The following is a 26,771-nucleotide window of genomic DNA, read 5'->3' as shown; positions in this document are numbered from 1 at the left end:
GTTATAATCGCGCTGTGTGCGTTTGTTCCCTTTGTTCGTCTTGTCTTTCATAAATAAGTCGTTTTTGTGTCAACTTATATTAGGACGGGACATAAATATTAAAAAAGGCTTCAAAATTTTGAAGCCTTTTTTATGATGGTATATCTCGAAGAAATTAGTTGATCTCAGGATCTTTCATACCTTCTTCGATCATATTGTAGAACTGATCTAGTTTAGGAAGTACAACAATTCTTGTTCTTCTGTTTTTAGCTCTACCGTCTTTACTAGTGTTATCAGATAAAGGGATGTATTCACTTCTACCAGCTGCTGTCATTCTAGCAGGAGCAACACCAAAGTCATTTTGAAGAATTCTAACCACTGAAGTAGCTCTTAGAACACTTAAATCCCAGTTGTCCTGGATGCTAGAAGTATGGATTGGCACATTATCAGTGTGACCTTCTACCATAAATTCAAAGTCTGGCTTGTTTTTAACAACTGTAGCAACTTTTCCTAAAACTTCTCTAGCTCTAGATGATACTTTTGTACTACCACTTGAGAATAATAGTTTATCTGAAATAGAAACATAAACTACACCTTTTTCAACGCTGATTTCGATGTCTTCGTCATCAAGATTCCCAAGAGCACCTTTTAAGCTTTGTACAAGGGCTAAGTTAACTGAGTCTCTACGCGTAACAGCATCTTGAAGTTTTCTGATCGTAAGATCTTTTTCTTGAAGGCTTTCGAGAGATTTCTCTAGGTTTTCAGCACCTTTTTTAGTCAAATCAGTAAAGTTACCTATTTGGTTAATAAGATCTTTATTGCTTGCGCTAAGTCTATCGATTTGACTGTTTAATGATGATTTTTCTTCAAGACAAGAGTTTAACTTAACTGTTGCTGAATTTAAAAGATCTTGTGATTCCTTGTACTTAGATTCTAAGTCTGCATATTTCTTTTGAGAAACACAAGAACTAAATAATACGGTTAATCCTAAACCGTAGAAAAGAATTTTTTTCATAACTAACATGCTTAATTTAAAGTTCAACCAAAAATATTAAAATATGTTAAAACAAAATAAGAGTTTATCGTTAATCTTTTACTAAACTGCTATAGTGTTTTCTTTTTCTTACGAAATATGACCATACAATAGATGTACACACATAATATTTTTTATACTCATCCAATTGTTGTCTTTTTTTCGACATTTTTCGAAGGTTCCAATAATAACTTAAATGTGCTTTAAATATTGCGAACAAATGCTGGAATTTAAATTGAAATAAAAATCTCATTGCAGCAACACCATCTAAAACCAGGCGTATTAAAACCAAAGGGATCACCTTTTTTAAGGGAAGATTTTTGGTCAGGGAGTATAATGAATTCCTAAAGTTTAGAAAAGTCTTTTTAGGGTTCATGTTATTTAGAGTTGCACCACCAACGTGATAAACTGAAGACGTACCAATATATATAGTTTTATAGCCCAAATTATTGGCTCTCCAGCATAGATCTATTTCTTCTTGATGGGCAAAATAGTCTTCATCAAAACCTTTTAGTGAATCGAAGACATGTTTTCGGATAAACATACAAGCTCCTGTTGCCCAAAAAATATCTTTAATGTCATTGTATTGCCCTTGATCCATTTCTAATGTCTGGAATACTCTTCCTCTACAAAAAGGATATCCGAACATGTCTAAAAAACCTCCGGCAGCTCCTGCATATTCGAGCATTGATTTATTTTTGAAATCTAAAATTTTGGGTTGAGCGATAGCTATCTTTTTATCGTTTTCAAAAAATGATCTAATAGGAGTAAGCCAGTTTTTTGTGACTTCTACATCGGAGTTTAAAAGACAATAGACATCTGCATTGATATGTTTGAGGGCATCATTATACCCTTTCGCGAATCCACCATTTTCTTTATTCATAACGATCCCGACCTCCGGATAATTTTGTCTTAAGTATTCGACGGAGTCGTCCTCAGATGCATTGTCAGCTACATAAACGGTTGCATTATCCGAATACTTTAATACATTCGGTATGAATTGCTCTAAGAGTGAGCGTCCATTCCAATTCAGAATGACAATGGCTATTTCGAGTTGTTTATTCAATTATTTGGAGGTAATTCGTTTAAAAATATATAACGTTCATTTTTATAATCCAACCTACAAAAATAATGCCTTAAACCATTTGTAACCATCAACAGGTCTGCTTTTAGTGTCAAATTATACCGGGCAATTTGATCAAAGGTTGCCTGGTTAATTTTAACAGACGGTGCTTTACATTCAACTACTATATTAATGGAGCCATCGGGGTGATAAACTAAAGCGTCATATCTTTTGTTTAACCCATTGACCTTAAGTAGTTTTTCAACATTTATGTATTGTTTTGGATATTTTTTCTCATGAATTAAAAACTGAACAACATTTTGGCGGACCCATTCCTCTGGCTGAAGAACCACAAATTTTTTGCGAATTTCATCAAAGATTTGGATGTTATTTTCGCTACTTTTGAAGCGAAAGCTATATTTTGAGAAGTTCAGTTTTTGCATCAGGCAAATATGCAAATAACCTAGGAGATTACACAAATTAAAATATGGTTATTATCATTTGATGTATCTTAAAAATAACACTTTTGAATGGAAGAGGTAAAACAATTGGTAGCAGATATCAGGAAGGGAAATATAAAACCTGTTTATTTTTTAATGGGTGATGAACCTTATTATATTGATAAAATTGCTGCTTATATTGAGCATAATATATTATCTGAAGAGGAAAAGGGATTTAATCAAATGGTGCTTTATGGCCGTGATGTATCTGTCGAGGAAGTTGTTTCGAACGCCAAGCGTTATCCGATGATGGCTGAACGACAAGTGGTTATTTTAAAGGAAGCTCAAGACCTTAGCAGAACCATTGAGAAGTTTGAAAATTATGTAGAAAATCCTCAGCCAACTACGGTATTGGTAATATGCTATAAATATAAGACCATAGACAAGCGAAAAAAATTATACAAAGCCTTAAAAAAGTGCGATGCTTTGTTTGAGTCTAAAAAGCTTTACGATAATCAGGTACCAGACTGGATACGCAGGGTACTGGCAGGTAAAAAATATTCGATAAGTGTTAAGGCATCCCAAATGTTAGTGGAATTTTTGGGTACTGATTTGGGGCGTATTAATAACGAGCTTGAAAAGTTACAGATAATTTTACCGGAAGGAACAGAGATTACCCCTGAAATTATTGAAGAAAATATAGGGATCAGTAAGGATTACAATAATTTCGAGCTTCGCAAGGCAATAGGTAATAAGGATGTTGTTAAAGCTACCCGAATTATTAATTATTTTGCTCAAAACCCGAAAGATAATCCATTGGTGGTAACTGTATCTTTATTACATAATTTTTTCACACAGCTTCTTCAATATCATGGGCTATCAGATCATTCTAAGAAGAGTGTAGCAAGTACCCTTAAGATTAACCCTTTTTTCGTGGGAGAGTATCAGGTAGCTGCAAAAAATTACCCAATGAAAAAAGTGAGTTCTGTAATATCTCACTTGCGTGAGGTTGATGTTCAGGGAAAGGGGGTTGGCGCTAACCTAAGTCAGGCAGATTTGCTCAAAGAATTACTTATAAAAATAATGTCTTAACCTTACCAAGTTTATTCGTTTTCTAGACTTTTAAAAGTTTTAATTGCTTTATTCGGTTCTATTATATTATATCCTTGCCAAAATTCCGGATCATATTTGGATAAATAGTGTGGTTTTACATTTGGTTTTTCTTTGAAATCAGTAAAGACTGATTTGTTGATTGGAGTGTTTTCAAATACAATCATTTCTACCTTGTCAGTATTTCTCACAATAAAATCAACATCACTTGCTACTTCGTTTTGTTTTCTTCTTCCTTTTACATTTTTATTCTTTTCTATTATTTTAACAGGTCTTTTAAAACCTACCAGTTGCCCTTCTTTTTCTTCCGCATATTTAAGGGCGTATTTATTTCTGGTATTCTTTTCGTAGAGGAGTGTTCCTTTATTCAAGTAATGATTAAATGAAACTCCAAACAACTTAAATGTTTTAAGCGGTTTTACATTTTGGTAATCAACCCTTATTACAGCAAAATCATCGGCATTAATATATAGTGTTCCCTGGTAATCGGCACTGCCTTTTGGATGGAAAGAAACCTTATAAACAATGTAATCGTTTAATGTTGTTAAGTTCTCTAATTCGAATTGATATTTATGGTCTTTATGAATAAAGTTTAGATCTGAATCCTTGAATATAAAGTTATGCTTTTGTAATTGTGTTAATGACTGTTTTTTAAAGTGTAAGAATCTTTTGCGACGTGCTTCCTCTTGTTTTTTACGGGTTTCAATGGCTTCTTTGGTTTGATTTATTTGATTATCACCAAAAAGAGAAGAGTCAATTTCTGTTTTAGTGCCAATGATTCCAGATTTTATTTTAAAATAGGAATCTCTTTTTACATGTTTTCTAACAATGGCTTGTAATTTTTCAGTCATTGCGGTTATTGACATTTCATTATTCTTATCGTACAACCGTGAAGCTTTGATTATATCTAACTTAGATGGAGCATTATCTTCCGAAAGTTTGCTGTAAAACTCGCCTAATACTTCAGAATGGTTAGAACTCGTATTAGGGATGGCATTTAATAAGCTGTCTACAAAAGGTTGATTAAATTCGGCAATGGAACTCTCAGTTAATTTTGCGTCCTTTTTATCGATTTTAGTGTAGTAGGAGTTACGTATAAATAGCTTTTGTTTTAAAAAATCAAAATCATAATTTATTTCGAGGCTGTCTTTGACGTGTTCAATGATCTCCTCCAAGGTGTAGTTTTTATTTAAAAGCACTACTTCATTAAGTTCAATATCCTTTGGACTAAGAAAAATGATGGAATCATTAAATTTACTGATGTTAAGTGTTTTTTCACTATACCCCAAACAATTTATATACAGCGAATCATGTTCGGTTATATTGGCATTAAGGTGGAGGGTGAAATTACCGGATTCAGAACTGATTATTCCAGAATTTTTATTGAGGGTAATGGTGGCAAACGGGATTGGTTGTTTGGATGTGGTATCAATAACCCTGGCAGTAATTGAATTTTGTCCTGAAGACGGTAAAATGCATGTAAGAAATAAGGTAATTGCAAAGTAGTATGGTTTCATCTGTTTGATTTTGTTTTGAAAATAAAGTATTACAGCTGAAGTAATATCTACTTTAATATTTCTTTGGCTACGATTTATAAATAATTAACATAAATACCACCCGCTTTAATAATTTTTTATAAAACTTATTTCGAAGAAGCATTGGAATTAATTAATGAAACGATTTGTGAAACCCAATCTGTGCGATTATTTAAATAAAAGGCAGGGGTAATACCAACGTATTCATATTGATCTAATTTAGAACTTGTATGTTTGGTACTAAAAGTAGCTTTTAAATCGTAACAATTGGTAGCGTCGACCATCGATTTATTACCATAGCTATAGGCTATTATACCACTTGAATTTTCACCTACGACTGTAGTTCGTTTATCACCCATTAGTTTATAAGTTACAAGTTCTGCTGCACTTGCTGTTTTGAAATTGATGATGATATATATGTGCTTCAGGCCATCACTTCTTTTAATGTACTTGAGTAATGGTTCTGTTTGAGCTATTGCCCCGCCAATATTGTTTCTAAGGTCGATAATCAAGTATTCTTTGTTTAGTTTGGGTATGATCTCTTCGTAAAATTGGTTTGCTTCAATGATATTTTTGTTGGTTCTTTTAAGTGATCCAATGGCGATGTAATCTATATTATTATAGGTAGATTTATATTCAAAGTTCTCTTTATATGATTTATTAAAGAAGTATCTATCCTGTTTATTCCAAAATGTAGGGTAGATTCGACCGTTTTTGAATTCAATAAATTTATGGTATAACAGAAAGCCATTATTAAAATATTCAAACATCTCCAGATCACCCTTTTGGTTTTTCATGATTTTTAGACGGATAGTCCCATTCGACCATTTGTGATCGTTGGAACTGAGCATGATACCATACCAAATACTGTCGTTTTCTTTATTAATCACCAGTTTTTCTTTGCCGGCATGGTAGATCCCTGAAAATTGATCAGAAAGGAAATTTCTAGTATTTATTTTTTTATTAAATATCGGAAAGGAGGTAGGAAGGTTTGTGTTTTGATACCCAATTTGATTGTGTTTGTCTTTAACAAAAGAAATGAACTTTTGCAGGTATCCGACGCAAAAATATTGACGTTGCGGATCGTTTGTTATTTGTTCATTTATATGATCTTTCCATTTAATAAATTCTTTTTCCTTTTCTTTATTCCTTTTTATCTGAAGTTTATAGCTCTTCGATTTTTTAACCAGCTGTTCCACTTCATTTAAGGCCTTTAGACAATTGCAATTATCTTGCGCATAATTGATAAAACATAGGGAGAGGGTACACACAAAAAATAGGGGTAGTCTAAGTTGCATTATAAAAAGAATTGAGGGTATAACAGGATTACGAGCATACTACAAATTGTACGTATCTGCCACATTAGGATTACCGGCGAGCTTACCGATTAATACTTACCGGTATATGCCTGTTCATAGGGCTTACCAAAGTTTTTTAAAAGCATGTTCAGTATTTCTACGTTTGGAGCATAGTAGTCATCGTGATCTTCACTTAAATCTGTTGCATACAATGCAAGTTTTTGTTTGTCGTTTTCCAAAAAGGCAATTGTTCCTTTGCAGTACCAGGTCCATTGTTTATCTGAATAATCAGTGATGGATTTTTTCATATAGAAGATGGCTTTATCATATTGATTGGCCATGGCATACATTTGTCCTATATTCCAAAAATCAACAGTTTTCTTTCTGGTATCATCGGCGTGCATTAAATATAATAATTCGCTTGCGGCTTCTAAATATTGTTTATTCTGAGCTAAAGTTTTCCATTTTTCCTGAAACGGTATTTCAGCATAGGACGGAAATGAAGTATTTCCGTAAATCAACATGACAAATACCAAACTGAATATTGATGAGCAAATTTTTTTCATTTTCAATTGTTTTTTTGTTAAATGGTGACACCCTTAAATTAATGAAAAAAAATCAGTTTATAGCGTATTTACATAGTTAATAACAGATTATCCGGCTTTATTGTTTACAGAATGAGGTTACCCTTGTAGCTTTTTTAATAATTGATTGAATTTACTATGCTTGTGTAAGCTGGTGAACATGTCTTCATTTAAAAGATCCTCCTTTGTAAGCTCTGTAAGTTTAACGGCCCTATCAATGTCTTTAATGGCATCAGTGGTGTTTCCCAGCATGGCATTAGAGCAAGCTCGTTGCCAATAAGCCAAATAGTATCTTGAATCTATATCTATGGCTTGATTTGCAAGCGAATTGGCCCATCTTATTTCTCCGATGTCTAAAAGGCTATCAGCTTTATGAGTCATGGCTTCTACATTATTAGGGGCTACTTCCAGAATTTGGTCGTAAATATGTATTTTTTCATCACTTTTTTCTTCAATGGAGGCTCTTCTCCATAAACTTTGTATTTGATTAGTGATGGTCAATTTTTCCTGAGTATTGATAAGTTCTTTTGATTTAAGTATCAAGTCATTCTCTAATTCGGTAAGTCTTTTTTCATATTCGGCGGTAACCTGTTCAATTTTTTGTTCCGTTAAAGATTCAACCTTTCTTTTGATATCCGTTAATGATCTCCAGCCGATTATTACAAGGATGGAAGCGGCAATCGTTATAATATAGAAGATGTTGGTTGTAGTGTCTGTGGTATACCGTATAGCTCTGTCGGCGCTGTTGAGTTCAGAATTAGCAATTTTCTCAACGGTTAGTTTTTTAAGTTCAGCCTGATCATTACGCAGGTTTTTTAATTCATCAAGAATATAACGTTCAATAAAAGGTTTGTATAATGGTTCTTCAATTATTTGGATAGAGTCTTTTTTTTGGGCTTGCATGCTAAAGCCAATTAACATCATGATTATAAAATATAGTCCCTTGGAATAGCGTATGCTATTGCTTTTAATGATTTGCATCATACCTTCTCGTTTTACTGATTTTTGAATATGCAGGTTAACTGCCAAGAACCTTATAATACCTACGTCGGTATTATGTTTGAATAATAAAATTGGGCGCGAAGATAGTAATTTAGTGATACACAACAGGCTTGGTGATAAAAAAAGAAAACCTCCTATTGGAAAAACAGGAGGTTGGGTATTATAATCTAAGCCTTAAAATTTAACTTTTCCTTCCATCAATACTGAATTTTCCAGGCCCTAACAGGCCAATGGTTATAAATGCTATAAGATATAGTAAGGCCATTTCTTTTTTAGCTAGTGGATCATCCCCATGCACGATCAGCGCAGCTACAGCCATGGCAATTATTGGAGGTATTGATGCCCATTTGGTTTTATAACCTATGATAATGAATATTGGAGCTACAAATTCTCCAATAATGGTTAGTATTAAAGATATGGTAGGGCTTAAACCCAAAAAGCTCATAAACTGAATTTCTTCTCCCGAAAGTAATCTTTCCAGTTTACCATACCCATGCGTCATCATTAGTAATGAAACTCCGACCCTGAGCACAGTTAAGCCAATATTAGAATAATTTCTCATAAAATGATTTTTATTTGAGTTAGGTTTAAATTTAGGAAAAAAGTAAGAGATAATACCCCAATAAATTTAATTGTGGCCTGTATAATGGATGTTATCATTTAGGGTAGATATTGATAATGGATCGGAAATTTAATCTTGCATGAGATTAACCTTGGGGTCTTGTAGTGAGATAGCCATAGAGTGGCAGGCTTATTTAAAGCTTTAACTTGTCTTCGGCTTTATCGAAGGTATTTGCTATAAATTTCGGAGCATTAAATCGGTAGCCAACATAAACAGCACCATAAATTTTGTCATTTATCAACCTGTTGTTTTCTGAGCTTGTATACCAATTAGAGTTTATGTTAAATGCGGATCCAAAGAATAACCGAGGTGTGTTATAACCAATTTGTATACCGCCCTCCAATGCTATGGTAAAATAGGTATGACTCTCCGCAGTGTCATTATCACTTCTATTGTATTTAAAATTTGAGAATTTAACCCCTGATTTTGCCGTAGCATAAGGAGCAACATACCATTTATTGTGAATAACCATGGTATAGTAGTAAGAAATCGCACTACTAAGGGTAAATATTTTCTCAATACTATCTGAGCCTAAATATTCTTTAAATCGAAGCGAATAATGATCATAATAATAACTAATAGAAGGGATGAAGGACCCTGAACTTTTCTTCTGCCATTCTGTTTTAAAATAGAGGCTTTTAAGGGAATATTTGGGGTTCATAACGTAACCGGTGGTACCTCCCCAGGATGTAATGGATATACCTGGAAATTGAAAATAGGGATCGATATCTTTTTGCCAGCCAGAAAAGAAATCACCCGTATTAACAACATAAAAGCCACTTACTTTGCTATAATGAAGTTCCTGAATCCAATTACCGAAGAAGAGTCTAAATTTTATATCACTAAATGACGATTCTCCTTTTAATTGGTCATCATTATTACCTGGTAAGAATTCCGGAGCAAATCCAAAACTGACGCTTAGAAATCTGTAATTGAGATTGAAAAACATCTTTAAAGCGTTATTGTTTCTAATGTTTAATTCGTCGTCATTACTATTCAAGCTTTTACTGAGGTAACTATCTGTACGCGTGTCAATATTTGCTTTCAGCATGATCCTGTCGTAATACGAGATCACTGAAGCGCTGTCTTGTTTTGATTTTAGGTCTTGCCCAAAAATTGGAAAGAACACTAAAACGGCTATCAATAGCATAATTGTATTTTTCAAATTGCCTGGCTGTTGGTCTAACGAAAATACTAAACGAATTATAAATCAAAAAAAACTTGTATATTTTGAAGGGTCAAATCCTAAATTGACCGTCAAAGCGTATTACTCATGTCAATAACCTGCAAAAACTGTGGAAGTGAAGTAATTGGAAAGTATTGTTCTGATTGTGGACAGGCTGCTAGTACTCATCGACTAAACGTAAAGTATATAGTAAATGATATTCAATTGGGCGTTCTTGCTTTCGATAAGGGGCTTTTCTATACGCTCAAAGAGCTTTTTACCCGACCGGGTCATACTATCAGAGCGTTTATAAAAGGGAAGCGTGTAAGACATTTTAAGCCTTTGTCGTTAGTAATTTTGCTTGCCACCTTCTACGCGCTTCTTGTTCATTTTTTGGGTATAGAATTTATTCATGGGAATAGCGTCTCCGAAACTGAAAACCTAATTGATTACCCCTCCTTAAATGAATGGTTGACACAGCACTATGCCCTTGTTTCACTATGCTTAATTCCTGTTTTCAGCATGGGTTCTTATATAGCTTTCTGGAAGCAAGGCTATAATTTTATAGAGCATATGGTCTTGAATGCTTATGCCGCCTCTCAGCGTTTGGTGGTTCATGTTATGATACTTCCTTTATTATACGCTTCTTATAACAGTGAAATAGAATCTCTAATTTCCAGGGCTTTGTTATTTCTTAATTTGATCTTGGTGTATTGGTGTTATTCCCAATTTTTTGAAAAGGTATCAAAGGTTAAAAGTTTTCTGTTGACAGTACTTACCGGAGTTTTTGCATATACTGTTTTTATGGTGGTTTTCATTTTGTGGTATTTTCTCAAATAAGCATTGGTCTTTAAAGCGTAATTGTTGCTCCCATTATTTTTAGAAATTCCCGGATGAATGCTGGATGTGCCGGCCAGGCGGGGGAGGTAACCAGATTACCATCGACGTAGGCGCTATCGACAGGAACACCCTGATATTCACCACCGGCTAAAATGACTTCCGGACCTACGGCAGGATATGCAGTTAATTTTCTTCCTTTTACCACATTTGCTGCGGTTAAAATTTGAATACCATGACATATAGCAGCCACTGGTTTATCTTCCTTAAAAAAATGTCTAACGACCTCAATTACTTTAGAATTCAACCTCAGGTATTCCGGAGCTCTTCCTCCAGCGATCACAAGTCCATGGTAATCATTAAGTCTTATGTTATCAAATGAGTAATTCAGAGCAAAATTATGCCCCGGCTTTTCAGTGTAGGTTTGATCGCCTTCAAAATCATGAATTGCGGTTTTTATGGTATCTCCGGCTTTTTTGTCGGGACAAACCGTATGAACTTCATAACCTACCATTTCAAGCATTTGAAAGGGCACCATGGTTTCGTAGTCTTCTGTGTAATCACCTGTTAAAAATAGAATTCTTTTCATTTCGTAAAGGGTTAAATATAAGTTATTTACTGTTTTACATGAAGTTAAATAATTATACGAAGGTTGGTATAGAATTAAGATGAAATAAATATTATTTCTGTCAGGATAAGAATTTTAGATGATGAAGTGTATTTGTTTGAGGTGAAAACATTAAAAAGGGGGGGGGGCCAATCATCTCAATTATGATTTAGTTTCAGGAAATAAATAAGGCCTGTTTTTTGAACAGGCCTTATTTAAAGAATGAACTTTTTATTCTTTTGTTAATATGTATTGCTTACTTAATTCGCCGGTAACCCTTTTTCCATCCGGATCAAGTTGTGTAAGTGAATTTTCTCCAACAACATACATGAAAGCTGCTTGATTGAAGTTGTTTAGCGTAATCCTGGTTCCACTATCAGACCAGCTGAAATTACCTTTATTTAAAAACACACTATCATTTTTACCCAGATATCGCTGTTCAAATATATATCTGTTATCCGAACTTATAACGATTTTGGTTTTAATTCCATCACAATCGGGGCATGGTAATACTCCTGAATAGGTTCCTTCCCAGTCGAGTGTATTTTGGGCATTGTGTAAATCACTTACGACATGCTCATTGTCGAGGTTATTTTTATTTATTGGGTTGTTATCAGGTTTACTTTTACGTTTCTGGCAACTCATTAAGATACCAGATCCCAACAGTATAATGCAAACAAACTTCTTCATTGTGATAAGTATTATCGTTTAATTTAAATACGAAAAATCACAATAAAAAGATGCTACAATTCGGGATATTTTTCTGGATTAGCTTCATTCATAATGCTATATATCTTTTCAAAGATATCTTCAGCATTGGGTTTAGAAAAATAGTCTCCGTCTGTACCGTAGGCAGGTCTATGGGGTTGTGCCGTTAGTGTTTGGGGAGCGCTGTCGAGGAATCTATAACCTTGTTGTTTTTCTATAATTTCTTGTAATAAATAAGCCGAACATCCTCCGGGAACGTCTTCATCGATGATCAGTAATCTGTTCGTTTTCTTTAAACTTTCAACAACATCATGATTGATGTCGAACGGAAGAAGGGTTTGGGCATCGATTACTTCTACATCAATGGCCACCTCTAATAATTCTTTAGCTACTTGTTCTACAATTCGCAGGGTGGAACCATAAGAGATCACGGTAATATCGGAACCGCTTTTTACAGTTTCGACAACTCCTATAGGGGTTTTGAATTCACCCATGTTTGATGGCATTTTCTCTTTTAATCGATATCCGTTAAGACTTTCAATCACCAGGGCTGGTTCATCAGTCTCCATGAGGGTATTGTAGAAACCAGCTGCTTTGGTCATATTTCTAGGAGAAAGGATATACATTCCTCTTAAAAGGTGAATGATACCTCCCATAGGGGAACCAGCATGCCAAATTCCTTCAAGTCTATGTCCGCGAGTTCGAACAATAACAGGCGCTTTTTGTTTACCTGCGGTTCTATATCGAAGTGTGGCTAAATCATCACTCATAATCTGGATTGCGTATAGTAGGTAATCGAGGTATTGGATTTCTGCAATGGGTCTCAAACCTCTCATAGCCATTCCTATTCCTTGTCCGAGAATGGTTGCTTCTCTGATACCTGCATCTGCAACCCTAAGTTCGCCAAACTTTTCTTGTAAGCCTTCCAGGCCTTGGTTTACGTCACCTATATTACCACTATCTTCACCGAATACCAGTGCTTCAGGATGTTTTTCCAGTAATTTTTCAAAATTATCACGTAATACGACGCGTCCATCTACGAGGGCTGCATCATCCTCATATGCAGGATGAATACTTTCGATACTTGTCGCCTTGTCGTTATTTTCATTATAAAGTAAGGAGCTGTATTCAGGTTGGGTACGATTCATGAATTCAGCAATCCAATTTTTTAATGCCTCTTTTTCAGGGAACTGTTCCTGATTCAGGTATCTTAATGTTTTCCTTGCGGCGGCAACCACATCTCTTTTAACAGGTTCGTCAATAGATATGAGGTCATTTTTTATTTTATTAATAAATGTTTTGTTAGCGCTTTTGTCTGCAATTTTGGCTAATAATTCTGTAACCTCTTTTTTATCCTTTATGATAGGATTTAAGAAATCGGCCCATGCTTCTTTTTTTTGATCCCTAACCTCTTTTTTTAATTGCTTATCCAACTCAGAAAGTTCCTCGTCAGTTGCTAAGTTATTAGCTATTATCCAATTTCTGAATTTTAGGTTACAATCGTGTTCTTTTTCCCATTCAAGACGTTTTTTGGTTTTATATCGTTCATGAGATCCAGAAGTAGAATGACCTTGAGGTTGTGTTAGTTCAATAACATGAACCAAAACAGGAACATGTTCCTCCCTTGCAATTTTACCCGCTTTTTCATAGGCATTAATAAGGGCAGGGTAGTCCCATCCTTTTACGACAATAATTTCGTATCCATTATGTTTATTGTCTCTTTGGAAACCTTTTAGAATTTCAGATATATTCTCTTTGGTGGTCTGGTGTTTTGCAGGTACCGATATGCCATAGGCATCGTCCCAAACACTTATCACCATAGGAACCTGCAGAACGCCGGCAGCATTGAATGTTTCGAAGAACAGTCCTTCACTGGTACTTGCATTACCAATAGTACCCCAGGCAACTTCATTGCCGTCAATGGAGAACTTGTCTTGATTTATTCCTTCAACATTTCGATATATTTTTGAGGCCTGAGCCAATCCGAGCAGTCTTGGCATTTGTCCTGCTGTTGGAGATATATCAGCGCTACTATTTTTTTGTTTGGTAAGGTCGACCCATGAACCATCAGGGTTGTTGCTTTGAGTAAGAAAGTGACCTCCCATTTGTCTCCCCGCACTCATCGGTTCTTTTTCTATATCGGTATGTGCATAAAGGCCGGCAAAAAAATGGGTAGGTTTCAATTCTCCAATGGCCATCATAAAGGTTTGATCTCTGTAATAACCACTTCTGAAATCTCCATTTTTAAATGCTCTGGCCATGGCCAATTGCGGGAGTTCTTTTCCATCACCAAATATCCCAAACTTTGCCTTACCTGTTAGAACTTCTCTTCTTCCTAAAAGGCTACATTCTCTACTAAGTACTGCAATTTTGTAATCGCTAAGTACTTGATCTTTAAAATCTTCAAATGAAATGTCTGTTTGGGTATTGGTTTCTGTCTGCATATAATTTTTAATTCAAGTGCATACAAAAGTAGGTAAAAGAATCGTTTTTTACAACGTAAAAGCATCTTAAAATCATGAATTATTATCAGTTTTAAGGCCTTAAACTTGAGTAATTTTTAATATTTGATAAAATATTCAGTTTTTAGTGAGAATTATTTAAAGAAAAGAAGTGTTTGTTGAAAGGGTTAAAACCATTTTCTGGTAAACAAACCGATCAGTGTTCTAGGACTTAATGTAACGATAAAGCGAATTTTTTGATCATATCTGTTATCAGCAATCTCCCATCCATTATTCGAGTATACAGGGAAATATAATTCAAAATAATCCGGAACAAGATTTAATCGGATTCCAGAGTCATAAACAAAACGAGTTGGTATATTTCTGTTTTTCACAAGCCCTAAGTCACCATATGCTTCAATCCAACGCCAAATATTAACACTGGCGTTAGTGGTCATGATCCAATTATTTGCGTAAGGATTATCCAATTGAGATTTGAAACCACCTTCAGCAATCACTAATTGTTGACTGAATAGTCCGGTATCTTCCGATCTACCGAGATAATTATAATCAAATAAATAATCGGTTGGCCTGTCTAGTGCAAAGCTAAAATAATCGGAGGTGGTATCATTGTAAATAAATTTACCTGCGAAAAACCGGAGGTTTAGCTGTAGATTATTTTGAAATAACTTCCTGTAGTCGATATTTAATGAAACTTTTGAAAAGTTTTTGGCGACCTGTCCATCTACAAACCAGGTAAGGTGATTGATAGCGCCAATATTTCTATAGTTGTATCGAACATTAAATACACTGTAATCAGGGTTGGTTTGTATCGACGGATCTTTATCTCGTATAACATTTACGAAACGAAGCATTAGAGATTCCCTTTCATTCGATCTAAGATCATCAGGTCGAAAACCAAAGCTCACTAATGGGGTAATGGTGCTGTACCTTAAATCAGGTGCATAATGATATGAAGAGCCACCTAACCCATAGTTTACGACATACATATTACTATTCTGTATATAATTTTTATACAAAAACGATCCGCCTCCGACAAGTGCTTTTTCTTTCAAAGCATAGGAGGGACGTATATCATAAATAAACGGCTGATTTAGAAATGTTTTATTGTAGAGTCTTAATCCGGGGGTAAATCCATCATAAAGGTTGTAAGTTGCTATGGGAACGAAGAAAACTTGTTTATAGTATGGATTTTCAGCATCCTTAAAAAATTGAAATTTTAATTTTTTATTGCTCGATAAAAACCCTCCTGTAGATTTCCAGTTATTCCGTTGATTGAATTCGGGAATGACCTTATCATAATTAAGGACAAGTTTATCTATACCAGTATTGGCGATGGTTACTTTTTTTTCATCACGAATGTCGGTTAACCATAATTTAGAAACAACAGAATCATTTTTATTAATACCATATAGGGAGATGGGTACTTTAGTTCCTGTTTTATTTTTTACCGATAGAGTAATAGAGTCTTTTATTTTTTTAACCTTTTTAATTTTAAAATCAATGTGTCTTTCAGAGTCCACAAAATCGGTAAAGAACCAATCAATGTCTTTTTGGGCTTTTTCCTTTAGAAGTGCTTCAAAATTTTCTTGTGTTGCCATTATGGTCTGGCAATTGTTATAAAATTCCTGAATTACTTCATCGACGGCATCTGTACCTAAATAATTTTTTAAATAGGTAAGTCCAACTCCTGCTTTATATTTATTGGCAATCTTTAAATTAAACCTAATTAATGAATCATTAGGGGTGGTGAGTGCCTGATTTAGATTCTTTCTTACCATTAACATGTAGAGGAAAGGATACTGTTCATTAAAGCTCATATTGGCCAAATGATAAGATCGCAACAACCAGGTATCGGAAAGATTACCAATTAATTTCATGTTGGGATAGTATTCATCTACATATTTCATCATGAGATAAGTTTGAATACCGTCCAGGACCCATTGCTCTTCCCGAGGGTTTATGGTTAATGTATTTTCGAGGTAATTATGAAGTAAGGTCTTTAGGAGTTTTAATTCATATTGAAATTCTTCTTTAAACGGTCTGATAAAAGAGGGTAATTGATTAAGGCCATATAATGGATTTTTATTGTACTCAAGGGCAGTGACTACTAATTTCTCATTCGGATAATCTCCCAAGTGACTTGTGACAAAATTTACAACCTGATTCGCTGAGGAGGCTTTGGTGATGTCGTTTAGATTTTTTGCTTCTAAGTCGGTAATCAGGGTTAATTTGTTATTTGTGAAATGTGAGAACGCGTTAGAACTTTTTTGAAAAATTAATTTCAAATCTGACCGGTTGTCACCATGAAGGTTAATGGTTGTTACTCCGTTCGTGGTTTCTTTGTTAATTTCATCCAGATCAGTAATGATATGATATCCTGAGGCATAAGTAAACTGGACATCGTAGGTGGTTTTTAACGAATAGAGGTCATCCAGGTTTTTATTGCTGGAAAGTTTCCAGTTACCATCATAAACACAGGGAGTCAAATACCAATATCGTAGGTTGAAATCCCTATTGTTTGTAAAGCCATAATCCGTGAATTTAGCATTCGGTAATTTAACAATATAGGTGAGTGAGAATTTGTAATTTTTTCCTGGATAAATGGGATGATTAAGTTGTAGTTTTATGAGATCACTGGATTTAGGTCGGTTCCATTGCAGGCTTTTAAAGTTATTATCCGTAACGCTTAGGATTTGGGTAGATCCTTTATCTTCATTTTTGGCAAAATGCAGACTTTTATTGAAGTTTTCAGCAAATCTTTTGGCTAGTGGTGTATTTTTATTTGAATATGCGTTGTTCCAGTCGTTAAGGTAAAGAGTATTCAGGGTGTCATTGGAGTCGTTGTGAAATACAATTTCCTGTTGAATATTTATTGAATTTTGAAGCGAATTCAATCTTGCATAAATCTTTTGGGTGTTTTGACCAAAGGATAAATGGAACGAACATATTGTAAATATAGAAGACCAGAATAGTTTCAACATTAATTTTTTTCGTTTGTCTTTAAAATGATTAGTAATTTTAGGGTCCAAATCGTTTAAGTTGAAACAATAGTTAGTTACTTGCAATATTAAATAAAAAAATAGATTATCAAAGAATTTTAATCGGCAATACAATAACCCAGGAATAAACTTTGAAATATGAGGGCAACAGATATAGGTGCAAACGAATATGACGCTTTTTATGCGAATTATATAAAAGTACTTGATGACATCGAGTTAATGAAAGCTATGGAGGAGGGGGCTAATCAATTCTCTAAGTTGCTGGAGGCATTACCTGAGGGGAAAATGTTATATGCCTATGCTCCCGGAAAATGGACCATTGCCGAGGTTGTTTTACATGTTATTGATGCCGAACGGGTATTTCAGTATCGTTTATTACGCATAGGCCGGGGTGATCAAACTAATTTGCCCGGATTTGAAGAAAATGATTACGTACCTGCCTCTAAGGCAAATTTGAGGCCTCGCGAAAGCTTACTAAAGGAACTTAAAGCGGTTAGAGCCAGTTCGATCGAGTTGGTTAAATCATTTGATGAAGAAGCATTTAACAGCAAGGGATTCGTTATGAATAAACCCTTTACAGCAAGAGCAATAGCTTTTATTATTTGCGGGCACATGAAACATCATGTCAATGTAATTGAAGACAGGTATTTAAAATACAAAGGAGCCTAATTAGGCTCCTTTAAGTTATTCGTCAGAATCATCGTTATCGTCAGGTACGTCAATATCGTCTGAAGAAACATCATCACTGGAATAATCATCATCTTCTTCATCGAAATTTTCCATAGTATTGGCTAAACGGGTGCTAACCTTTACTAAATAGATCGCATCTTCAGCTCTTATCTCAAGAGCGTCAACAGTTTCATTCTTAGCATTTTTAAAGCTAATGATATCATCATCTCCATATCCATCCGGATACTTTTCTACCAACATCGATAATATTTCGTTGGTGAGTTTTTTGTAATCGACTATAACACGTTTCATGGGCTTGATGGTGTTGGTACTAGTTAAAAATAATATATTTTTTTTTTAATTGTATCACTCATTTTTAAAAAAAATTACATATCCAATAAATATGCAAAAATGAGTGGAGCGACGATAGTGGCGTCTGATTCAATTATAAATTTAGGGGTATCTATATCCAGTTTTCCCCACGTTATTTTTTCATTTGGAACGGCACCAGAATAGGATCCGTAGCTGGTTGTTGAATCAGATATTTGACAAAAGTAACTCCAAAAAGGAATATCTGTCATTTCCATGTCCTGATAGAGCATTGGTACTACGCAAATTGGAAAATCACCTGCAATTCCTCCACCTATCTGAAAAAATCCTATTCCATTATTTGAGTTATTAGCGTACCAGTCTGCTAAGAATGTCATGTATTCTATTCCACTCTTCATAGTACTTGCCTGCAGTTCTCCTTTGAGGACATAAGAAGCGAAGATATTTCCCATAGTACTATCTTCCCATCCGGGTACAATAATTGGAAGGTTCTTTTCAGCAGCTGCATACATCCAGGAGTCTTTAATATCTATTTCATAATATTCTTCCAGTACTCCGCTTAACAGTAATTTATACATAAACTCATGTGGAAAGTATCTTTCACCATTTTCTTCTGCATCCTTCCAAATCTTAAAAATATGTTTTTGCAGACGTCTGAAGGCTTCTTCTTCCGGGATACAAGTATCGGTAACCCGATTCAAACCTCTTTCAAGCAGATCCCATTCTTCTTTAGGTGTAAGATCACGGTAATTAGGAACACGTTCATAATGAGAGTGGGCTACTAAATTCATAATGTCTTCCTCAAGATTGGCTCCTGTACAAGAAATTATTTGAACTTTATCTTGACGAATCATTTCTGCAAATATTTTTCCAAGTTCAGCAGTACTCATAGCTCCCGCGAGGGTAACCATCATCTTGGCGCCATTATTCAGCTGTTGCTCATAAGCTTTGGCTGCATCAACAACACTAGCTGCGTTAAAATGCAGATAGTATTTTTGTATAAAATCTGAAATAGGTCCTTTAGTCGTTTTCATTTTCTACTGTATTTTGGTTCGTACCATATTTAAATTTATAAGCCAACATTTTATAATAAAGTTTGGCAGCAAGAAAATCTGATGATTTTTCGTTAGGGTTTGGACAGAGCTCTACAATGTCAAAGCCAACTACATTTTTCTTTTTGAAAATTTGTTTTAAATAATCTAAGGTTTCATACCATAATAACCCACCAGGTTCAGGGGTTCCGGTAGCTGGTAGAATGGAAGGGTCGAAAGCATCGAGGTCGATGGTGATAAATACATTATCTGTCATTTGGTGGATCGAGTCTTCCATCCAATCGTCATCTGAAATAATATCATGAGCAAAATAAGTCTGATTTTCATCCATATGATCCAGCTCTTCGATATCCATACTTCTGATTCCTACCTGAATAAGATTCGTCGTTTTACTGGCTTCAAATACTGCACATGCGTGATTACACTTAGTACCATCGTATTCAGGCCTTAAATCTGCGTGTGCATCAATTTGTAAAACAGTAAGATTGTCAAAACTTTCATTAAAGGCTTTAATAGTCCCTATTGATATAGAATGTTCGCCACCGAACAAAGTAACAAACTTATCTTGCTTAATGTAGTTTTTGGTTGTTCTGTATACCGCTTCAACCATCTTTTCAGGACTACTGCTTTCAGTAACTGATGGTGCTAAATAAACTCCTTTTCTGTATGGTTCAGTGCGCGTTTCAATATCAAACAGTTCCATGTTTTCTGAAGCGTGTAAAAAAGCTTCTGGGCCCTTATCTGCTCCTTTTTGCCAGGTGCTTGTACCGTCATAAGGTACCGGGATCAGTACGACTTTAGCATCGTCTAATCGACTGTATTTCTCAGGAATACCTGCATATGTTTTTTTACTCATGATAACCTAAAATTTTAAGAAAGTCGTCAGCTGTTTGTTGTTCTGCGAATAATTTAGTGGTGATATTTCCGTCAGCGTCTTTATTAATCAAAATATGTTTTGGCTGTGGTATTAAACAGTGTTGCAGACCTCCAAATCCTCCAATGGTTTCCTGATAAGCTCCTGTATTAAAAAAGCCAATATATAACGGTTTATTTTTATTAAACTTCGGTAAATAAATCGCATTCACATGCTGTTCGCTATTATAGTAATCATCACTGTCGCAGGTTAAACCTCCTAATAATACGCGTTCATATTCATCATTCCATCGATTCACTGCTAATTGAATAAATCGTTTGCTAATTGCCCAACTATCAGGTAAAGTGGTTATGAATGATGAATTAATCATATTCCATTTTTCCCTATCATTTTGTTGTTTTTGGTAAAGCACCTGATAGATAGCACCACCACTTTCACCAACGGTAAAACTTCCAAATTCGGTAAAAATGTTTGGTGTTGGAACATCGGCTTCTTCGCACGCCAATTTAATCTGATTGATAATTTCATCAATCATGTATTGGTAATCATAGTTAAAGGCCAATGAATTTTTAATTGGAAAACCACCGCCAATATTTAAACTGTCTAGGCTAGGGCATACTTTTTTTAATTGAATATATACTTTAAGACATTTTAGTAATTCGTTCCAGTAATAGGCAGTGTCTCTGATACCTGTATTGATGAAAAAGTGTAACATCTTTAAAGAGATCTGCTCATTATCTTTGATTTCACGATTGTAGAAGGGTACAATATTTTTATAGCCTATACCTAATCTACTTGTGTAAAATTCAAATTTTGGTTCTTCCTCAGATGCAATCCGTATGCCTATATTGAATTTACCATTGATGACTTCCGTCAATAAACCTAACTCTTCATAATTATCAATAATCGGAATACATTTTTTATGACTACTATTAATAAGTTTTGCTATGTTTTGAATGTATTTATCTCTTTTAAATCCATTGCAAATTACATAGTTGTCTTTGGATAGTTTTCCTTGCGAGATTAGTTTATTTACGATATCAATATCAAAAGCTGAAGAGGTTTCGATATGAATATCATTTTGTAATGCTTCTGTTAAAACATGTTCAAAATGCGAGCTTTTGGTACAATAACAATAGTGGTATTGACCCTTATAATTATGTTTCTCAATAGCATTAGCAAACCATCGTTTTGCTTTTTGTATGTTATTTGAGATTTGCGGTAAATAGGTGAACTTTAATGGTGTTCCGTACTCTTCCACAAGTTTCATCAGGTCAATCCCATGAAACTGCAGGCTATTATTTTTAAGATTAAATTCCTCTTGAGGAAAGTAATAGGTTTGATCGATTAGGTCTATATATTTAGTTTTCATTTATTGCTTTTGGATTAAATTATTAAAAAAATTGGGGATAAACAATAATGAAAACTGTAATCAAATGCGAAGGGCTAATATAGAGTTGTCATGCCTAAACAGATTTTGGGATTTGTGTAAATTAAATGAAATAATTCTATATGAATATTTGCACCATCTATGAGGATGGAGTGAGTACCATTTTCCTTTTTCAGGAAATACGATATGTACGTTAGAAATCATTTGGCATAACAAATAACGGTTGCAAAAATGAATAAAAAATTCATTTGTGCAAACATAAATTTATTAAATTTTAATGATTTTTGTAGTACTCAAAAGACTTGATAATCAGATCGTTGTCAACTTTAACATCAATAATCGTTTTGCCAATATCCTCGAGAAGAACAAAATTTATATCTCCAAAAGCATTTTTCTTATCAAATTTTAATAGCTCAATTATCCTTTCATAATCGGTCGGTTCAAATTGAACTTTGCCATATTTTTGAATGAATACTTCTGTAATGGTCTTTAGTTTGTTTACAGGAAAACTATGTAATTCATGAGAAAGGAAAGTTGCCAGAATCATTCCAATGGCAATAGCTTCACCATGAAGTAAAGTTGGCTTGGATGGTTCCTGTAGAAAATAAGATTCAATAGCATGACCTAGTGTGTGGCCATAATTAAGAGTTTTCCGTAAACCACTTTCTTTAGGGTCTTCCATTACGACCTTATTCTTGATAACAATAGATTCATGTATAAGATTGTCGAGCTCGTTTGTCTCTCCAGATGTTTTTAACAGTTTATCCCAATACTTTTCGTCGTGAATTAAGCCATGCTTTAGCATTTCTGCAAAACCACTTCTGACTTGTTCTGACGGTAGTGTATTCAGGAATTTGGTATCGACAAAAACAAAAACAGGAACATTGATTACTCCAATTTGGTTTTTTAACGATCCCAAATCTACTCCGGTTTTGCCTCCAACAGAAGCATCAACCATAGCAAGAAGGGTAGTAGGTACATTAATAAAATCAATGCCTCTCATAAAAGTAGAAGCTACAAACCCCCCAAGGTCAGTTACGACACCACCACCCAGATTGATCATTAAACTTTTCCTATCGGCTCCTAATTCAGAAAGTACATTCCAAACTCCACTACATGTTTCTATATTTTTGTGTTCTTCTCCTGCTTCAATTTCAATAATTTCTATTTCCAGATTGGTTTGAACATTAGAAAGAAAATATGGTAAGCAATGCTCATGGGTATTTTCATCGACGAGCACAAAGATTTTAGAGTAAAAATGCGAGTCAATATGTTTGTTTAACCGGGTATATATTTCTTCGTTAAAGTGTATGGTGTAATTGTTACAGGTAATTGGTTGAAGCATGGTTTGATTTTTTTTTTACGAAAAGCAAAATAACGGTTTTTTCTTTTTAAAATGTAAATATATTTGTAAAACGATTTTAATGAAATAAATGAATAGAATTTTTGACAATACTGAGGTTGCATTTTCACTTAAAAGTGATGCGCAACTAGAGCGAGCATACTTTTTGTTTAAGATGATCGCTAATGAGCCATTGGTTAAGATTGGTACTGCCGTAACCAACTTTGCAATTAAGGCTCATTTACCTGTTGAAGGTTTAATTAGAGCCACTGTTTTCGATCACTTTTGTGGTGGTGTAAATGAGGAGGATTGTTTGCCTATTGTTAAAAGTATGTACGAAAAGGGAGTACGTTCGGTCCTTGATTATTCGGTAGAAGGAAAGGAAGAGGAGGCGCAATTCGAATCTTGTTACAATAAGGTGATAAGTCTGCTGGATTTTGCCGCTGAAAAGCAGGAAATGCCATTTAGTGTATTTAAACCAACTGGTTTTGGCAGGTTAGAACTCTATCAAAAGGTAGGGGAGAAAGCTGTATTATCTAAATTTGAGCAAGAGGAATGGGATCGTGTGGTTGATCGTTTCGATAGGGTTTGTCAGCATGCCTATAACCTTGGGGTTACTGTTTTAATAGATGCAGAGGAAAGCTGGATGCAAGAAGCGGCTGATCAGGTAATCGAACAGATGATGGCCAAGTACAACAAAAAAAGTACGATTGTTTTCAATACATTACAAATGTACAGATGGGATCGCTTAGATTACTTGAAGAAACTTCATGAAAGAGCGAAAAAGGAAGAATTTCGTTTGGGTTTCAAGTTGGTAAGAGGGGCCTATATGGAGAAAGAGAATGAACGTGCCGAGGAAATGGGGTATCCAACTCCTATTTGTGCATCCAAGAAGGAAACCGATGAGAATTATGATGCTGCCGCTACATATATTATGGATAATTTAGAGACCATTTCAATTTTTGCCGGCACACATAATGAGGCTAGCAATTATCTTATTATGGATATTATGGATGCCAAGGGAATTAAGGTTAATGAAGACAGGGTGTGGTTTGGTCAATTATATGGGATGAGTGATCATATCACTTTCAACATGGCTGAAAAGGGATATAACGTAGCAAAATATTTGCCATATGGTCCGGTTCGGGATGTTATGCCATATTTAATCCGCAGGGCTGAAGAAAACACTTCTGTTGCAGGTCAAACTACCAGGGAGTTAAGCTTGCTAAAACAGGAACGAAAAAGAAGAAAAATTTAAATAAAAAAAAGGCTTTTAAAGCCTTTTTTTTATTCTACAAATTTCAAAGCTGATATCTCAACACCATTTTTACAGTTTTTAATGGTAACTTCGGCTAATTGTTCTTTAATGATTCCTTCGATTATATAGGTTTTACAAGGTTTTGCCTTCGTGTCACTCTTATTAAATAACACATTCCCTTCAACTAACAAAGTATCGAAGTACGCTTTTGATATGGTTTGATCATTCATAAGCTTTTTAATATCGTCTGAAAATATTAATTCTTTAGAACGAATATCCTTTAAGACTCTGCAATTCGGCAGATAACAGAACTCAGTTCGTTTTTCCTTAAAGAAAAATGCTAAAAAAACAATACCCAAAGACAGCCCTATTAAATAGAACCCAAATCGTTTTAAAAATGACATGTTTTAGAAAATCAATAAGTTAATATCGTTATAAGAGAGGTCGAACCACTCAGCAATGGTTTTGTTGGTTAAAATTCCGTGGTAAAAATACAAACCATTCCTTAAACCTCTATCAAATCTAATAGAATTTTCAAGTCCGCCATCTTCTCCTATTTTTAAAAGATATGGTGTGAAAATATTACTTATTGAAACAGATGCAGTTCTTGAGTATCGAGAAGGTATGTTAGGCACACAGTAGTGTATGACACCGTGCTTGATAAATGTAGGTTTTCCGTGGGTGGTTATTTCACTTGTTTCGATGCAACCTCCCATATCGATGCTGACATCAATTATTACAGAACCAGGTTTCATATTTTCCACCATGGTCTCAGTGACAATAACGGGGGCTCTGTCTAGGCCTCGAATAGCTCCGATGACCACATCACATCTTTTAAGTGCTTTGATAAGGTTTTTAGGTTGAATGGTAGACGTGTACAGTGGTCTTCCCAGATGAGACTGCAGTTTCCTTAATTTGGTAATTGAATTATCAAACACTTTTAAGTTAGCGCCCAGCCCTAAAGCTGATCGTGCTGCAAATTCACCAACAGTTCCTGCTCCTAAAATAACAACCTCCACTGGCGGTACTCCGCTGATGTTGCCAAACATAAGGCCATTTCCTTGATTTACATTTGTTAATAATTCTGAAGCGATAAGAACAGAAGCTGTTCCCGCAATTTCACTTAAGGATCTTACAGCGGGATAATTTCCATCCTCATCTTTGATATATTCGAACGAGATTGCTGTAATTCTTTTTTTTGCCAGGGTCTCAAAGTATTTTTTTTGTTGAGTTTTGAGTTGTAAGGCTGAAATTAATATGGTTTGCGGATTTACATAGCTCAGTTCCTCTATGGAAGGGGGCTCTACTTTTAAGAGGATGGGGCAAGAAAATACTTTTTTAGTATCTCGGGTTATTTCTGCACCTGCATCGCTGTATTGCTTATCAGAAAAATTAGCACCTTCACCGGCATTTGATTCAATCAGGACCCGATGACCATGAGAAGTTAATGCATTAACAGCATCGGGGGTCAGGCACACTCTCTTTTCCTGGTACGAGATTTCTTTGGGAATACCTATAAAGAGCTCTCCTTTTTGCTTGAGAACCTCTAAGGTTTCTTCCTGTGGAATTAATTGTTGCTTTGAAAAAGGAGTGGTTGGAAAATTCATAAGCTAAAATTAGACTCTTGTGAAGATACTAAATTAATCAATTCCTTTTTCTTCGTATTCTTTAAGCTCTTTTTCTATTTCCTTTAGATCTATACCATGCACGATTTTATCAAAGATTTTTGCTCTGATTAAATAAACAATTGGTATAACCACCATCATAACCGGAATTATATAGTATATCTCAAATTCATCAACATATCTGGCCTCATCATTAATGGTTACCACCATTTGAAACATAAACATACTAATAGGGATCAGGATGATATGGTACCACCAATGTCGACAGGTTAAAAACCATAATATTAAAAGATAGAAAGGAACAAATTTATTCATGAATACCCAGGCCATCATATAAATGGTCGCGAAATAGTCGGTCTTAAAGTCAAAAAATGGGGTGTTCCAGGTATTATCTAAAGGCAAGCTTTCGTATAGATAAAATACATACGGACTTATAGCAATTAATACAGCAACGAGTGTACCAACTGATATTAATTTTACCTTGGTGGTGTTAGATTTGGAGTTTATAGAACGGTTCATAAAACTTTATTCTCAACTAATGAGTCTAAATAACATAAATAAATTAATAAAAAATCCCTAATAAAATTATTAGGGATTAAATATATAAAATTAAAAGTATTTTTTCTTATCCTGCTGAAGGCATTTGAATTTTTGACTTCTCAACTCCCTGAGTGTTATCATACAGGTTGTCTTCATCAGCGACACTGCTAGGGGAACAAGAAGTTAAAGCGAAAGATGCAACAAATAATATAGCGAAAGTAATTTTTACTAGTTTCATGACTGT

General features: G+C 34.7%; 25 protein-coding genes. 4 read left to right on the top strand and 21 right to left on the bottom strand.

Translation table 11 applies throughout. From position 1 onward, the window contains the following. Nucleotides 1–154: 154 nt before the first annotated feature. The 3 genes from BM361_RS13340 to BM361_RS13330 all read right to left on the bottom strand — a co-directional run bounded on the left by BM361_RS13340 (nt 155) and on the right by BM361_RS13330 (nt 2,518). Nucleotides 155–994 (bottom strand): OmpA/MotB family protein, encoded by an 840-nt coding sequence (locus BM361_RS13340; protein WP_074979459.1) that lies wholly within the window; start codon nt 992–994, stop codon nt 155–157. 70 nt (nt 995–1,064) lie between these two features. Continuing rightward, nucleotides 1,065–2,078: a glycosyltransferase family 2 protein gene (locus tag BM361_RS13335; RefSeq protein WP_074979426.1), complete on the bottom strand. Its 1,014-nt coding sequence runs from the start codon at nt 2,076–2,078 to the stop codon at nt 1,065–1,067. After that, nucleotides 2,075–2,518 (bottom strand): type I restriction enzyme HsdR N-terminal domain-containing protein, encoded by a 444-nt coding sequence (locus BM361_RS13330; protein ID WP_038263962.1) that lies wholly within the window; start codon nt 2,516–2,518, stop codon nt 2,075–2,077. Before BM361_RS13330 ends, BM361_RS13335 begins: the two co-directional genes overlap by 4 nt. Before the next feature lie 87 nt (nt 2,519–2,605). Between BM361_RS13330 and holA the strand changes: the two genes are divergently transcribed. Beyond that, nucleotides 2,606–3,607 (top strand): DNA polymerase III subunit delta, encoded by a 1,002-nt coding sequence (gene holA, locus BM361_RS13325; protein ID WP_038263959.1) that lies wholly within the window; start codon nt 2,606–2,608, stop codon nt 3,605–3,607. 11 nt (nt 3,608–3,618) lie between these two features. On the opposite strand, the gene BM361_RS13320 is transcribed toward holA, so the two are convergent. The 6 genes from BM361_RS13320 to BM361_RS13295 form a co-directional block, all read right to left on the bottom strand. Beyond that, nucleotides 3,619–5,142, bottom strand: coding sequence for a carboxypeptidase-like regulatory domain-containing protein (locus BM361_RS13320; protein WP_074979424.1), 1,524 nt, complete (start codon nt 5,140–5,142; stop codon nt 3,619–3,621). A 125-nt stretch (nt 5,143–5,267) separates the two neighbouring features. Beyond that, nucleotides 5,268–6,359, bottom strand: a complete 1,092-nt coding sequence (locus tag BM361_RS13315; RefSeq protein WP_083425951.1) for a S41 family peptidase — start codon at nt 6,357–6,359, stop codon at nt 5,268–5,270. 188 nt (nt 6,360–6,547) lie between these two features. Continuing rightward, the gene (locus BM361_RS13310; RefSeq protein WP_074979420.1) at nt 6,548–7,024 is read right to left on the bottom strand and encodes a hypothetical protein; all 477 of its coding nucleotides are present in this window, start codon (nt 7,022–7,024) and stop codon (nt 6,548–6,550) included. A 117-nt stretch (nt 7,025–7,141) separates the two neighbouring features. Further along, nucleotides 7,142–8,026, bottom strand: coding sequence for a TPR end-of-group domain-containing protein (locus BM361_RS13305; RefSeq protein ID WP_139226716.1), 885 nt, complete (start codon nt 8,024–8,026; stop codon nt 7,142–7,144). A gap of 199 nt (nt 8,027–8,225) precedes the next feature. Continuing rightward, complete coding sequence (locus BM361_RS13300; RefSeq protein ID WP_038263951.1) at nt 8,226–8,606, bottom strand: DoxX family protein; 381 nt, start codon at nt 8,604–8,606, stop codon at nt 8,226–8,228. A gap of 193 nt (nt 8,607–8,799) precedes the next feature. Beyond that, complete coding sequence (locus BM361_RS13295) at nt 8,800–9,831, bottom strand: DUF4421 family protein (protein WP_139226715.1); 1,032 nt, start codon at nt 9,829–9,831, stop codon at nt 8,800–8,802. A 108-nt stretch (nt 9,832–9,939) separates the two neighbouring features. On the opposite strand from BM361_RS13295, the gene BM361_RS13290 reads away from it, so the two are divergent. Next, complete coding sequence (locus BM361_RS13290; protein WP_074979416.1) at nt 9,940–10,671, top strand: DUF3667 domain-containing protein; 732 nt, start codon at nt 9,940–9,942, stop codon at nt 10,669–10,671. 10 nt (nt 10,672–10,681) lie between these two features. Here BM361_RS13290 and BM361_RS13285 read toward each other — a convergent pair whose 3' ends face one another. The 4 genes from BM361_RS13285 to BM361_RS13270 all read right to left on the bottom strand — a co-directional run bounded on the left by BM361_RS13285 (nt 10,682) and on the right by BM361_RS13270 (nt 17,429). Beyond that, nucleotides 10,682–11,257, bottom strand: coding sequence for a DJ-1/PfpI family protein (locus BM361_RS13285; RefSeq protein WP_074979414.1), 576 nt, complete (start codon nt 11,255–11,257; stop codon nt 10,682–10,684). A gap of 249 nt (nt 11,258–11,506) precedes the next feature. Next, a complete protein-coding gene (locus tag BM361_RS13280) occupies nt 11,507–11,965 on the bottom strand; it encodes a copper resistance protein NlpE (protein WP_074979412.1) in 459 nt (152 codons plus the stop codon). A 53-nt stretch (nt 11,966–12,018) separates the two neighbouring features. After that, a complete protein-coding gene (locus tag BM361_RS13275; RefSeq protein ID WP_074979410.1) occupies nt 12,019–14,427 on the bottom strand; it encodes an alpha-ketoacid dehydrogenase subunit alpha/beta in 2,409 nt (802 codons plus the stop codon). Between the two features lie 185 nt (nt 14,428–14,612). After that, nucleotides 14,613–17,429 (bottom strand): gluzincin family metallopeptidase, encoded by a 2,817-nt coding sequence (locus BM361_RS13270; protein WP_074979458.1) that lies wholly within the window; start codon nt 17,427–17,429, stop codon nt 14,613–14,615. Between the two features lie 156 nt (nt 17,430–17,585). On the opposite strand from BM361_RS13270, the gene BM361_RS13265 reads away from it, so the two are divergent. Further along, the gene (locus BM361_RS13265; RefSeq protein ID WP_074979409.1) at nt 17,586–18,116 is read left to right on the top strand and encodes a DinB family protein; all 531 of its coding nucleotides are present in this window, start codon (nt 17,586–17,588) and stop codon (nt 18,114–18,116) included. Between the two features lie 15 nt (nt 18,117–18,131). On the opposite strand, the gene BM361_RS13260 is transcribed toward BM361_RS13265, so the two are convergent. From BM361_RS13260 to aroB, 5 genes are all read right to left on the bottom strand, one after another. After that, nucleotides 18,132–18,428, bottom strand: a complete 297-nt coding sequence (locus BM361_RS13260; RefSeq protein ID WP_038263934.1) for a hypothetical protein — start codon at nt 18,426–18,428, stop codon at nt 18,132–18,134. Nucleotides 18,429–18,502: 74 nt separating this feature from the next. Further along, a complete protein-coding gene (locus BM361_RS13255; protein WP_038263932.1) occupies nt 18,503–19,480 on the bottom strand; it encodes a deoxyhypusine synthase family protein in 978 nt (325 codons plus the stop codon). After that, the gene (speB, locus tag BM361_RS13250) at nt 19,467–20,354 is read right to left on the bottom strand and encodes an agmatinase (RefSeq protein WP_074979407.1); all 888 of its coding nucleotides are present in this window, start codon (nt 20,352–20,354) and stop codon (nt 19,467–19,469) included. The genes BM361_RS13255 and speB overlap by 14 nt, the downstream gene beginning before the upstream one ends. Beyond that, on the bottom strand, nt 20,347–21,744 hold the full coding sequence (locus tag BM361_RS13245; protein ID WP_074979405.1) for an arginine decarboxylase: 1,398 nt from the start codon (nt 21,742–21,744) through the stop codon (nt 20,347–20,349). Before BM361_RS13245 ends, speB begins: the two co-directional genes overlap by 8 nt. A 292-nt stretch (nt 21,745–22,036) precedes the next feature. Beyond that, nucleotides 22,037–23,107, bottom strand: coding sequence for a 3-dehydroquinate synthase (aroB, locus tag BM361_RS13240; RefSeq protein WP_074979403.1), 1,071 nt, complete (start codon nt 23,105–23,107; stop codon nt 22,037–22,039). Nucleotides 23,108–23,195: 88 nt separating this feature from the next. Here aroB and BM361_RS13235 point away from each other — a divergent pair, with 88 nt between their 5' ends. Then, nucleotides 23,196–24,362: a proline dehydrogenase family protein gene (locus BM361_RS13235; RefSeq protein WP_074979401.1), complete on the top strand. Its 1,167-nt coding sequence runs from the start codon at nt 23,196–23,198 to the stop codon at nt 24,360–24,362. A gap of 29 nt (nt 24,363–24,391) precedes the next feature. On the opposite strand, the gene BM361_RS13230 is transcribed toward BM361_RS13235, so the two are convergent. Genes BM361_RS13230 through BM361_RS13220 form a run of 3 tightly spaced genes read right to left on the bottom strand, consistent with a single transcriptional unit; the run spans nt 24,392 to nt 26,506 of the window. After that, nucleotides 24,392–24,766, bottom strand: coding sequence for a hypothetical protein (locus BM361_RS13230; protein WP_074979399.1), 375 nt, complete (start codon nt 24,764–24,766; stop codon nt 24,392–24,394). A 3-nt stretch (nt 24,767–24,769) separates the two neighbouring features. Then, nucleotides 24,770–25,969: an alanine dehydrogenase gene (locus BM361_RS13225; protein ID WP_038263916.1), complete on the bottom strand. Its 1,200-nt coding sequence runs from the start codon at nt 25,967–25,969 to the stop codon at nt 24,770–24,772. 33 nt (nt 25,970–26,002) lie between these two features. Continuing rightward, entirely contained in the window at nt 26,003–26,506 is a 504-nt protein-coding gene (locus BM361_RS13220; RefSeq protein ID WP_038263914.1) for a hypothetical protein, read from the bottom strand. Between the last annotated feature and the right edge of the window lie 265 nt (nt 26,507–26,771).

The sequence above is a fragment of the Zhouia amylolytica genome (genome assembly GCF_900116365.1).
Taxonomy (GTDB): domain Bacteria; phylum Bacteroidota; class Bacteroidia; order Flavobacteriales; family Flavobacteriaceae; genus Zhouia; species Zhouia amylolytica.
Note: the sequence above shows the minus strand (reverse complement) of the source record. Positions and strands in the feature narration are given on the sequence as shown.